Below are 12,141 nucleotides of genomic sequence, written 5' to 3'. Positions count from 1 at the left end.
AACTTTATTAAGAATTTATTTAACGTTTTTAACACTAGCACGCCTTTTTATGGATGTCAAAGTCATTTCAAGCATTAAGCGCAGAAATATTGAAAAGTAACTAAGGTAGTATAAGAAGGGGATAATAGACAGATGCCATGATGCCACCCCTGAAGGATTACATTTGACATTAAATCTGAACACGTTATCATAAAGCTTGCAAAGAACATTTGATAAAAATTTAACGAGGTTTACTTTTTATTAAAGGAGCGACCCTATGAGTGAATCTACCGAAAGACCGAGCCTCAAAATAGAAGATGCCAAAAATAAAGTTATAGGCGCCATTGCAGAGACAATGGATTTATATGGGGTAACACCAGCTGCTGCAAACTTATATGCGACCATGTACTTTGAAGATCAGATGACACTTGATGAAATGCGTACAGAACTCGGAATGAGCAAACCGAGTATGAGTACTAGCGTCCGCAGGCTCCAAGAAATAGAAATGGTGAAAAAAACATTTACACGCGGTTCCAGGAAACATACGTATGCAGCGGAGAAAAATTTCTTCCGTTCCTTTATGACGTTTTACTGTCAGATGTGGGAGCGTGAAGTGAAAATGAATTTGAAAGCCATTGAAGAGGCACAAGAAGATCTCATAGAGGTCAAAAAAGATTCCAACAGTACGACAGAAGTTGTTGCAAAAGCACAGAAATACTATGACCAATTAGAAGAGTCTAAAACATACTATCACTGGTTAGATGACCTGGTTGTAAGTATAAGAAGCGGTGAAATCTTCGAATTCTTACCGAAAGATCAATAAAAGTAAGCTTGACAAGAAGTGATCAGGTAGTTTATTGAAAAGCAGCTTAAGACTACCTGATTCCATCTTTGTTCCACTCTTACCTATAAAAGAGTGGGCTTTATTTTGCATTATCGTTAAATAAATTCTTAATACATTTAATTTAAGATGTATTTGAATAAATATACAAAAAGGGGAGTTTATCAACATGAACAAGTGGAAAGGAAAACTTAGTTTTATTGTAGCGATCCTAATGGTTGCTGTCCTGACAGCTTGCGGAAGCACTAATGAGGAAACTACCGCATCAGAAGAAAGCGATAAAAAAATCAGCATTGGTCAGATCAACTGGGCTGAAAACATTGCGGTCACAAATATGTGGAAAGTCATTTTAGAAAATAAAGGATATGACGTGACGTTAAACAATTTGAACATGGGTAGTACGATGCAGGCGTTAGAAAGCGGCGATCTGGACGTCAGTTTAGAAATATGGTTACCCGTTCAGGATGCAAACTATTTAAAGGAATTTCAAGATACCGTTAATTTTTCAGAGGCTACTTGGTATGATAATGCAAAAGTAGGACTTGTTGTTCCAACCTATGTAGAAGAAGTGGATAGTGTTGAAGACTTGAATGAACATAAGGAAATGTTCGATAGCGAAATCGTTGGGTTTGATCCTGGCGCAGGTACGATGGAAGTGACGCAGCAATTAATTAAGGACTATGAGCTTGAATTTGAACTCCTATCAAGCTCTGAACCTGCGATGTTAGCTGAAATTGGTAATGCAATAGAAAACAAAGAACCTATCGTAGTCCCTCTTTGGAGCCCGCACTGGGTCTTCTCCAAATATGACTTAAAATTCTTGGAAGACCCGAAGAAAACATACGGTGGTGTAGAAAAAATTCACCATGCGACGAGACAAGGATTTGAAGAAGATCATCCAGAAGTGAGCCAATGGCTGAAAAATTGGAAGATGAATGATCAACAAATCGGTAAGCTTATTGAGTATGTAGAAAATAGCGAGGAGCCTATTGCTGGAGCTAAGAAATGGGTGGAAGAAAATCAGAAATTAATTGATGAATGGGTGAAATAAAACTATAGGCGATTCAGTTTTGTTATTATGAAGAGGGCATTCTCGTTGGGGAATGCTCCTTTTTTATACTTTTCTGGACTTTTAGGGGAGCGGCCTCAAATGTATTGGCTCCGTTCTGTGGATAATTATATAAAAAGCCTCATAAGCCATCCCTTTTCATGAGACGCTTGAGAGGCTCTTATTTTTTATAAAATTCCAATCGATGACAACAGAATCACAACAGCAACAGAAATAACCGGAATCAGTACAGCTACAACAAAGATATCTTTGTAACTGTCTTTGTGAGTCATACCGGTAATCGCGAACAACGTCAGAACCGCACCATTATGCGGTAAGGCGTCCAATCCGCCGGATGAAAGCGAAGCAATTCTGTGGAAGGCTTCCGGACTGATGCCGGTATTCTGTGCAATTTGATAATATTTGTCCCCTAGTGCTTCGAGGGCGATGCCCATCCCGCCGGAAGCGGAGCCGGTTGCCCCTGCGAGAATGTTGACGGCGATAGCTTCTGAAATCAACGGGTTTCCTTTGATCCCCATTAGTAATTCAGTCAGGCGCTGAAAGCCTGGGACTTCTTTTACAACGGTACCGAAACCGACGGCTGCACTGGTATTGATGATAGCGATAACTGAGCCGTTGGCGCCGCTGTTAATGGATTTGATAAAGCGTTTGAATTTGTCGATGTTCAGAAGCATGATCAAAATGATTCCGGCCACGAGTGCGGTGATTACATCCCAGCTGAATACATTTAAGGTTATAAGTACGGTTAATAAGGGCAGGACCGATAAGAGAAAGTGGGGATCTTTTTCGTCTTCAACTTTTTCAACAATTTTCTTATCCTTTGGTTCTGTGAAAACTTCTCCTTTGGCCGTGAGTTTTTTCTCTTGCCAGCGTAAATACAAGTATCCTCCGACTGCCATAATGATCGCGGCGATGATCCCCATCACAGGTGCGGCCATCGGATCCGTATTGAAATATTCCATTGGGATCAGGTTCTGAATTTGCGGTGTGCCTGGAATGGCAGTCATTGTAAACGTGAAAGCCCCTAAGGCGACAGTGGCTGGGATCAGTTTTCTACTAATGTTCGCTTCACGAAATAGGGACAGGGCGAGTGGATAGACCGCAAATACGACGACAAACAAGCTTACCCCGCCATAAGTAAGGACGGCGGCGGAGACGAGCACGCCGAGAATCGCCCGACTTGTGCCAATGACTTTTGTGAAAGCAACAGCCACCGATCTGGCCATCCCAGTATCTTCCATAAGTTTTCCAAATATAGCCCCAAGCATGAAGACAGGGAACCAGTCTTTCGCAAACCCGACGAACCCGCTCATATAGGAGTCCTTATAGGCTTCTAATAAATCAAGACCGCCTGTGAGTGCCACCACTCCTGCTGCGATTGGGGCTACCCAGATGATCGACCAGCCGAGATAGGCGAGCACCATTAACACGACGAGACCTAGTAAAATTCCAAACATGATGTTTCCTCCAATCGTTTAATAGATTCTTTCCTTAGCTAGCTATTGGGCCGTGTACCCACCATCTATGACGACCGCCTGACCCGTCACCCCTTTTGCCTTGTCACTAGCCAGGAACAAGGTATAATCCGCAACTTCCTTAACAGACAACAGACGTTTTTGCGGAACCAGCGGGTAAATGACTTCTTCCAGCACCTTTTCAAGTGATACATCGCGGTTCTTGGCCAGATCCTCGAGCTGGTTGCGAACGAGCGGTGTGTCGACATAACCCGGGCAGACGGCATTTACCGTGATGCCGTGTTCCGCCCCTTCTAATGCCGTCACCTTCGTTAATCCGATAACACCATGCTTTGAGCTGTTGTAGGCCGCTTTTCCAGCAAAACCAATCAGACCGTTGATCGAAGCCATATTGATGATGCGCCCGAATCCTTGCTTTTTCATAATCGGGAAAACATGCTTGGTCGCCATAAATGGGGCAACGAGCATGACCTTCGTAATCAACTCGAATTTCTCGGTTGGAAAATCTTCAATCGCGGCCACATGCTGAAGCCCGGCGTTATTAATCAGGACATCTAACCTGCCATACTTCTCAACTGTATGATCAATCGCCTGCTGCAACTCCTCCTCTTTGGTCACATCACACGTAAGCCCAATGCATTCATACCCCTCCCGATTTAATTGCTTGGCCGCTTCGTTTACTTTTTCTTCATTAATATCACTAAGCGCGACTTTCGTTCCGTTTTTCGCAAATTCAACGCCGACTTCGTAGCCAATCCCACTTGCAGCTCCTGTAATGAACACGACTTTGTTTTCTACCATCATTCATCACCTCTCACAAAAAAAGTTCTTAGTAAGTTACTTCTATTCCAACAGTTTATTTTGCTTTAAGTACGTTTCGACCAATCGAGGATCAGATTCTTCGGGGTTCCTACAATATCCTCCTCCGTCCATGATTGTTGAATGTTACTGTTCTGCACATAATGTGTAAAATGTTTTCATCCTATGACACTCCCCCTCTCCATTTATTAATGCAAGGAGCGTGCCAACATTCGTTTTTATCGTAAAGACAATATTGAATTGACATTCATCCACGGGGAAAGAACTAAACTAATTCCGGTTTTTCGGAAAAATAAATTAAACCCTAACCTCATAATAATGGAAGCCCTTTCTTATAAAGCGAAAAATAAACCATTCCAATATCTCGGAATGGTTTTCCGGATTTATAGAATGGTTTATGACTTGTAATTTTTAATTTATTTTCAGAAGATAAATACAAATAGCTCTGACCGTAAAACCTTATCATACTGACTAGCCCATTGCGTGGAATTATTCAATGAAAAGTGAGTAAAAGAAGGCCGCCGTAGTTAATGGTCGGTCAAACGAACGGCCGCTGATAAACGATGGCCTTCTAAACCTTCCACTTCCGATTGAAGTGTAGAATGGCGAGATAAATATTCTACCCCTTCCCCTGTGATTTCTTGATGCGTTGCAACCTTAACGTAGTTACCAACCCAAAGTCCCCCCGTATAGCGAGCAGCTTTCTGTGTCGGTAATGTATGGTTTGTTCCTGAGACTTTATCAGAAAATACTACAGAACTATCCTGCCCAAGAAATATAGAACCATAATTGTGAAACTTATCCATAATACTACGACTATCTTTGATATGCAGATGAAGATGTTCAATAGCTATTTCGTTACATATGTTTATACCTTCTTCCAAAGACTCAGTATATATGACTTCTCCCATGTTTAACCATGATTCATGAGCAGGAGAATCAGAGGAAAATTCTTTGAGATACTTTTTAATTTCTTGAATCGTCTGTTCTGCTATTGAACGTGAGGTAGATACTAGAATAGCACGAGCATTTGGGTCATGTTCCGCTTGGGCTAAGAGATCTGCTGCACATTTTTTGGGATCGGCTTTTTCGTCAGAAAAAACAAGAACTTCACTTGGACCCGCAATTAAATCGATTCCTACTTTCCCGAACACTTGTCTTTTTGCTTCGGCAACAAAACGATTACCTGGCCCTCCAATAATATCTACCTCTGGTACTGATTCAGTTCCATGTGCCATAGCTGCAATAGCTTGAGCACCACCAATTGCATAGATATGAGTAGCACCTGAGCACTTAAGCCCATAAAGAACGGCTGGATGTATACCACCTTTGTAATTAGCAGGACTGCAAGCAACAATTTTCTTAGCGCCCGCCACTTTAGCTGGAGCCACTACCATAGGACCGGATGAAAGAAGAGGAAAGCGCCCCCCTGGGACATAGGCTCCCACCCTTTCTATGGGAATGATTTTGTGCCCCATACGGATACCAGGACCGAATTCTTGTTCAAAAGGGGACAGACAATCTAGTTGAGCCTGGGCAAAAGTTGAAATCCTATCTACGACACGTTCAATTAATTCCTTTACCTCTGAAGAAAGTAAACTAATACTTTTTTCAATTTCATCCTCATCTACTTTCAGGGGACGAAATGACTTACTTAAAGTTTCTTCATATTTCTTTACTGCTACATCCCCATTTGCTATAACATTCGAAATAATATCTTTCACAATTTTTTCAGTTTCAGCTGATTGATTTTCTTCTTGCTTGATAGCTTGTTTTAGATATTCCATACTTTCACTCCTAGCTATTTTCTTTAAAAAAGTAAAACATCGGGTTAGGAGACCCCTGTAAAGTTTCCATCTTCAGTTGTATTTTCTACCTCTTCTTGGCCATCTTGCCCCTCTTCATTGTCCTTTTCGGTGTGAATTTGTCTTAAAACTTCCATTCCGTCAAATAAAAACCATTCTTCGGTAATCTTTTCATCTTTTATCTTGAAGTGATTAATTCCAGTGATTTCAATTGGTTTTCCACTTGGCGTTCCAAAGTATCCGGTACCTTCATGAATACCTTGTATTCTCCACCGAACAGCTACATCATACTCGCGGTCAGTGTCTCTCTTGTTACAAGTTACGCGGTCTACTAATACTTTTGCGTTTGGTAATGAGGCAAAAAAACTGATAAACATTCCTTGAATTTCATTAAAACCAACCAAATCCCTGTTACATATAAAGTGAACGGTTGCGTTATCTTCGTAAAACTTTTTAATATAATTAATCGAGCGTCTTTCCCAAATACGATTGAAAACTTGAAGCACAAAATCGCCGATTTCAAAATCTTTATGCTTAGGAACATAAACTTCAGGAGGCAGCCCTACTTCTGCCGTCTCTGACAGGCCAAAATTCATAGGAGGTGCTAGCTTTTTAGTGCTTTTAGCCATAATTTTCGCTACTTCAATTGGATCGTACCCTAACTGCTGAACAAGATGATAAGTATCCATAACTAGCCATTCTTCATAAATTTTATTTGAGTGAATAAGGCAATCTGCTGTGGTTCTAAACATAACTTTCTTTCCAGTTGCCGGCCCGTAAAAACTATCTCCAGTATTAGTTGCTATGGAACGACCTCGGTGAGAGGTGAAAAAGCCATCTTCATCATTTCCAGACCAAATGACGCTCCACCCTGAGCCTTTTCTATCTGGAAAAGCTTGCAAGGTCTGCAATGTACCAGAGATTACTTCATTGACCCCGTGACTATTAATCCGTCCCTTATGAATTTGTATGTCCGTACTATAAGTGTCATATATTAACCCAATATCCTTCTCCTTCCAAATCTGCCGTGTAATCTTCACGATGTAATCGACAATATTGTTATAATCATCGTCAAAACCTTTCATACTTTGTTTTTTCTGCTCTCCCTGACTCATGTTTAAATAATCGTAATTATCCCTGTGGTCAATTCGATTTACTTCCTTACTGTCAGCGTAAAAGATTTTGTTACGTGTTGACTCAGAAGCCTTTTGACTTTCTTCGTTTCCTATCTTCACATTTCTTTGTTCTTGATTGTTATCAACCTGGTTACTATCCTTTTTTTCCATCCTAAAATCCCATCCTTTTGAAATGATAATTCATCTGAGTTTTCCTACAAATTGGTACTTTTACTTAATTGAACCTGAGGTCATACCTTGGACAAATTGTTTACGTACCAACAGCATAAATATGACGGTCGGCAGTACAAAGAGTGTTCCAGCGGCAGCCATTTGATTCCAGATGACACCTTCTTCCCCGATGAAAAATTGTAACGCTACTGGTAAAGTAACCGCTTCCTGGTTGGTCAAAATTAATGAAAACATAAATTCATTCCAAATAATAACAAAACAAAACACAGATGCTGTTATAATTCCCGGCTTGGCAAGCGGCAATAATATACTCCATATAATTCTTAATCTTCCAGCACCATCAATACTCGCCTGTTCTTCTATATCTATTGGTATCCTGTCCATAAAACCCTTAATAAGCCAAATAGCATAAGGGATTGTATGGCCTAGGTTTACAATAATTAGACCCAAGGTAGTGTCTAAGAGACCCCAATTCCTAAATATGACGAAATAAGGAATCACATTAATAATCAGAGGGATAAATTGAGTAGCCAAAATAGTAAACATTATAATCTGCTTCCCCGGAATATTGAATCGAGAAAGACTGTAGGAAGCCAATATACTCACTACCAAAGTGATTAAAAGAGTAACTATAACTACAATGGTGCTATTTGAATAATATTTTCCTAAATCGAAAGATGAACTAAAAACAGCCATATAATTTTCAAAAGTAGGCTGGAAAATTACACTTGTCGTAAAAGCCTCTTCATAAGGCTTTATTGAAGTAAGAAAAATCCAAAAAATTGGAACAAAAAGAAACAGCACAATCAATATAACGCTAATATTTTCGAGAAGAGAAGGCAGTTTATTTAATATAGTACTCTTCCCATCTAGTTTTTTTTGTTGTACTAAGTTTGTTCGAGTATTCATTAGTTCCACTGATCTCCTTTCACAAGCCTTCTCATATAAACAATAACGACTATAATCGTTATGCCGGCTAAGATATAACCCAATGCAGCAGAATAACCCAAATCAAAAAATCTAAATCCTGTTTTATAAATAAAGAAGTTTAAAACTGAGGTTGAGGATCCAGGTCCTCCTTGAGTAAGCGTAACTATAGGATCAAAAGCCTTTAGGGTAAACATTGTAGTCAGAATCGCTGCGATGAGAATAATAGGTTGAAGCATAGGAAGAGTAATACGGAACAAAGTTTGTAATGAAGAAGCTCCATCTACTTTGGCTGCTTCGAACACTTCTTTTGGCATCCCCATTAGAGCACTGATAAACATCAAACTTATAAAAGGCATAAATATCCAAACCACTACAGATACAAGAGCTATCATCGCTGTTGATTCATGAGATAACCAAACCACGTCTGACAAGGCAGGGATGAAAAAACCAATAATCTTATCAAATAAACCATAGTCTGGGTTTAGCATAAAACGCCAAGAGTAACCAATTAATGCCGGACTAACCGCAAAGGGGATAATCAATACAGCACGAATAAACGATAGATGCTTTTTATCTTTACTTAGTAACAAAGCTACAAAAATGCTTAATACAATCGTTGCAATTACTGTGCTAACTGTGAATATTAACGTTGCTTGCAATGCATTCCAAAACTGGTAGTCAGAAAAAGCGCTGATATAATTATTAACGCCAACAAACTGTCCCATTTCAGCGGATTCTTTTAAATCCCATTCATGAAGACTAATCCAGAATGACCTCAAAAGTGGGTATATTGTCGTTAACGCTAACAAAATAAAAGCCGGGATTAGTAAAATATATTTAAATAATCTATTGTTCAATGTAACTCACCACCTTGGGTTTTATAGTGGTAAACAAGGCTTTTATATTATACATTTTTTCCAATTAAGATTAGGAGGTTAATGACCTCACTAATCTTAATTAGAAAATTTTATCGATATTCTTAGCTACCTTTCTTATAATAGCCCGCTTCTTTCATCAGTTCTTCTATTCTCTGTGCTGCCTGATTTAAGGTAGGCTCAACAGCTCCGCCTGTTGCCATTTTGTTCACAGCCGTACTAAGAATATCAGCAACCTGGGGCCATTCTGGGATGGTTGGAAAAGTCTTAGCACTTTGAAAGTTTTCATATCCTACATTATAAAACCCATTCGAAAGCTCGTTTAGCTTATTATTCTTTAAGTTGGCTTTTTGGGTTACAACGATTGAGTGCTGCTTAGGCGGACTTTCGTTAGTTAGGGTATCCATTACTATATCTCTTTCTAATCCAGGTTCTGCCAACCATTTAAGGTATTCCCAAGCAGCTTGTTTGTTTTTAGATCCTTTCATCATGGCCATTGGGAACGAAATTACGTTTGAAACGCTTTGCTTTCCTTCCCATTTGGGGACCTGAGCAAATCCAACATTTCCTGATAGATCTGAAGAATCACTATTGAAACCACTGTATGCCCACCACCAGCCTATCCACATAGCCGCTTTGCCCTGTTGAAAATAGGTTCTAGCATCTTGTTCTCCAAAAGTCTTTGACCCTGAGGGAGCGATTTGGTCCAAAAGATTAATGTATCGTTCGGTAGCTTCGACACCTTTCTTCTTGTTAAATATCGGTTTCATATCCTCATTAAATATATCTCCACCATTACTCCATAAGTAAGATGTCCACATGTAAAGATTTTGTCCATTGTTTCCTGCACCGTAATAAGGTACGATCCCGGATAAATCTGTTTTTTCTTGAACTTTTTTACCTGCTGCTACTAAATCTTCCCAAGTTTCTGGTTTATCGATATTTAATTGTTGAAAAATATCTTTGCGATAGAATAGCATTTGAACATGTGATCTTACTGGTAAACTGTACATTTTATTATCATAGGTAGAGAGATTGAGAGCGGCTTCCGGCCAACGATCGAATTCAAAATTACCTTTCTTGGCATAGTCATTTAGGGGTTCTAAAAACTGTTGGATGGAAGGTCCCATTGTATCTAGGTAAGCAACTACATCATAAGTGCCTTGTCCAGAGATGCCCGCTGTAGTAATATCTTCTAGAAGGTTCTTGTAAGGGACAATAATATATTCTACATTGATACCTGTTTTCTCTGTAAATTCTTCTGTCCTTGCTTGCCAGGCATTAAATTGTCCAACTTCCCCCGCTGAAAGAAGTACTGAAATAGTTTTATCGTCTTGTGATTGACTAGCTTTATCTGAAGGACTGCAACCTACTGCCATCAAGGAAATAATCAAAAGTAAACTGGTTAATTTAAAGGCTGTTTTTCTTTTCACTAACTAACCATTCCTTTCAAAAAAATTAGAATCAGCCAGAACTTTGCGACATGCGCTTTCCTTATGAGGTGATTTTCTCCCCCTTTGTCTTTCCATTTATCACCACCTAAACTTAAGTTTACAAATACGTATTCCGTAAGTTTTGATATTCTTTGGAAGAGTTAAATTGTTAGAATGTTTAAATAATTAAAAATAAGGTGATCTCTAGCATGTGAATTATTCTCATTTATTTATACTTGTTTGAATATTTCATTCTTTTTTTTGTAAAAATCCGTTAAGTATTCTTTTTCATAAAAATATGCCGTTTTTATCAATAGATCTTCTCTGAAGTGATTTGCGACGAGTTGTAATCCTACCGGCATTGAATTTTTCGTTGCGCCACAAGGTATAGATAAGGCTGGGTGTCCGGTTATGTCGAATAAACAAGTATAACGAATCATACAATCGCCCACTTTTTCTTTTTCTTTGCCAAACTGCACCTCATCCACCCCTAACTTAGTTGTTAGAGCTGGCAAAGTGGGGGTTAAAAGAATGTCTATATCTTCATATAGCTCAGTTAACTTTTGGTTCATATAGTCCCTGCTTTTCAGGGCTGCGATATACTCAAAAGATGAAATTGATTGGCTTCTAGTAAAAGTTTCTCTGGCCGCTTCACCATAAAGATCGAGTGATGTCTTTCTTAAATCCTTATGCATATAACCTGCTTCCGCTGTTGCTATGGTTGAGGCGACATTTATTGATTCAGAAGCAAACGGTATGTCGACTGCAATGAAGTTCACTCCTAACTTTTCAAACTCTCTAATGGCTTTTTGATAAATCTCTCGTACTTCTTCATCGATTTTTTCATTAAAGTACTGATTAGGAATTCCAATCTTTAAATCCTGCAAGTCATCTCTACCTAACTCAACATTAGGCTTCTTAGTAAGTGCCTCCATAATAATAGCTAAATCCTCAACATTTCGAGTAATTGGGCCAACGTGATCAAGTGTCCAAGATAATGGCATGATTCCATCCATTTGAATAAGGTCATATGTCGGCTTTAAACCAACCACTCCACAACAAGCGGAGGGAACACGAATCGAGCCACCCGCATCCGTCCCTATCGATGCCATAGAAAGGTTCGCCGCCACAGCCGCAGCAGACCCTCCACTAGAACCGCCAGCCATATAACGAGTATTCCATGGGTTTTTTATAGATCCATAAAAAGGGTTGTCCGAGGTAATTCCAGTTCCAAATTCATACATATTAGCTTTCCCCAGGTTTACAACACCTGATTTATTTAGCATTTTTACTACGTTTGCATCCTCAGTGGGAATACGATTCTTATTAATTAAGGACCCGCTTGTTGTTTTAATCCCTTTTGTATCAATTGAATCCTTATAGGATATTGGGACTCCCTGCAGAATACCTATTTCTTGATTACTCATAATATTTTCTTCAATCCTATAAGCACTACTCAAGGCGGTTTCTTCAGTTACAGTTATAAAAGCATTGTATTGGGGATTATAATTCTTAATCTTGTCTAAATAGTCTCTTGTAACTTCCACTGGTGAAAACATTTTACTCTTGTAGCCTTCAAGCAATTCCTTAATGGTCATATTAATCATG

The 12,141-nt window shown here is 39.3% G+C and carries 10 protein-coding genes; 2 read left to right on the top strand and 8 right to left on the bottom strand.

The window, feature by feature from the left end; translation table 11 throughout:
- Positions 1-256: 256 nt before the first annotated feature.
- Together cudC and P9989_RS04075 are read left to right on the top strand one after the other, a co-directional pair.
- Positions 257-802: a choline uptake/conversion transcriptional regulator CudC gene (gene cudC, locus P9989_RS04080; protein WP_283077544.1), complete on the top strand. Its 546-nt coding sequence runs from the start codon at positions 257-259 to the stop codon at positions 800-802.
- A gap of 187 nt (positions 803-989) precedes the next feature.
- Positions 990-1,871: a glycine betaine ABC transporter substrate-binding protein gene (locus P9989_RS04075; RefSeq protein WP_283077543.1), complete on the top strand. Its 882-nt coding sequence runs from the start codon at positions 990-992 to the stop codon at positions 1,869-1,871.
- A gap of 185 nt (positions 1,872-2,056) precedes the next feature.
- Here the strand turns inward: P9989_RS04075 and P9989_RS04070 are convergent, their stop codons facing one another.
- The 8 genes from P9989_RS04070 to P9989_RS04035 all read right to left on the bottom strand — a co-directional run bounded on the left by P9989_RS04070 (position 2,057) and on the right by P9989_RS04035 (position 12,140).
- On the bottom strand, positions 2,057-3,346 hold the full coding sequence (locus P9989_RS04070; RefSeq protein WP_283077542.1) for a GntP family permease: 1,290 nt from the start codon (positions 3,344-3,346) through the stop codon (positions 2,057-2,059).
- Between the two features lie 42 nt (positions 3,347-3,388).
- A complete protein-coding gene (locus P9989_RS04065; RefSeq protein ID WP_283078825.1) occupies positions 3,389-4,165 on the bottom strand; it encodes a 3-hydroxybutyrate dehydrogenase in 777 nt (258 codons plus the stop codon).
- A gap of 545 nt (positions 4,166-4,710) precedes the next feature.
- The gene (gene hisD, locus P9989_RS04060; RefSeq protein WP_283077541.1) at positions 4,711-5,970 is read right to left on the bottom strand and encodes a histidinol dehydrogenase; all 1,260 of its coding nucleotides are present in this window, start codon (positions 5,968-5,970) and stop codon (positions 4,711-4,713) included.
- Between the two features lie 44 nt (positions 5,971-6,014).
- Positions 6,015-7,274: an ester cyclase gene (locus P9989_RS04055; RefSeq protein ID WP_283077540.1), complete on the bottom strand. Its 1,260-nt coding sequence runs from the start codon at positions 7,272-7,274 to the stop codon at positions 6,015-6,017.
- Between the two features lie 60 nt (positions 7,275-7,334).
- Positions 7,335-8,204, bottom strand: a complete 870-nt coding sequence (locus P9989_RS04050; RefSeq protein WP_283077539.1) for a carbohydrate ABC transporter permease — start codon at positions 8,202-8,204, stop codon at positions 7,335-7,337.
- On the bottom strand, positions 8,204-9,082 hold the full coding sequence (locus P9989_RS04045) for a carbohydrate ABC transporter permease (RefSeq protein WP_283077538.1): 879 nt from the start codon (positions 9,080-9,082) through the stop codon (positions 8,204-8,206). The genes P9989_RS04050 and P9989_RS04045 overlap by 1 nt, the downstream gene beginning before the upstream one ends.
- Before the next feature lie 122 nt (positions 9,083-9,204).
- The gene (locus P9989_RS04040; RefSeq protein WP_283077537.1) at positions 9,205-10,533 is read right to left on the bottom strand and encodes an ABC transporter substrate-binding protein; all 1,329 of its coding nucleotides are present in this window, start codon (positions 10,531-10,533) and stop codon (positions 9,205-9,207) included.
- A 230-nt stretch (positions 10,534-10,763) separates the two neighbouring features.
- Positions 10,764-12,140, bottom strand: coding sequence for an amidase (locus P9989_RS04035; RefSeq protein ID WP_283077536.1), 1,377 nt, complete (start codon positions 12,138-12,140; stop codon positions 10,764-10,766).
- Between the last annotated feature and the right edge of the window lies 1 nt (position 12,141).

The organism is Halobacillus naozhouensis (genome assembly GCF_029714185.1).
GTDB lineage: Bacteria > Bacillota > Bacilli > Bacillales > Halobacillaceae > Halobacillus_A > Halobacillus_A naozhouensis.
This window is presented reverse-complemented; position numbering and strand designations above follow the sequence as displayed.

Bases quoted from the DNA above. Each gene is read 5' to 3' on its own strand.
- cudC (WP_283077544.1), top strand. From the start codon at position 257: ATGAGTGAATCTACCGAAAGACCGAGCCTCAAAATAGAAGATGCCAAA.
- P9989_RS04075 (WP_283077543.1), top strand. From the start codon at position 990: ATGAACAAGTGGAAAGGAAAACTTAGTTTTATTGTAGCGATCCTAATG.
- P9989_RS04070 (WP_283077542.1), bottom strand. From the start codon at position 3,346: ATGTTTGGAATTTTACTAGGTCTCGTCGTGTTAATGGTGCTCGCCTAT.
- P9989_RS04065 (WP_283078825.1), bottom strand. From the start codon at position 4,165: ATGGTAGAAAACAAAGTCGTGTTCATTACAGGAGCTGCAAGTGGGATT.
- hisD (WP_283077541.1), bottom strand. From the start codon at position 5,970: ATGGAATATCTAAAACAAGCTATCAAGCAAGAAGAAAATCAATCAGCT.
- P9989_RS04055 (WP_283077540.1), bottom strand. From the start codon at position 7,274: ATGGAAAAAAAGGATAGTAACCAGGTTGATAACAATCAAGAACAAAGA.
- P9989_RS04050 (WP_283077539.1), bottom strand. From the start codon at position 8,204: ATGAATACTCGAACAAACTTAGTACAACAAAAAAAACTAGATGGGAAG.
- P9989_RS04035 (WP_283077536.1), bottom strand. From the start codon at position 12,140: ATGATTAATATGACCATTAAGGAATTGCTTGAAGGCTACAAGAGTAAA.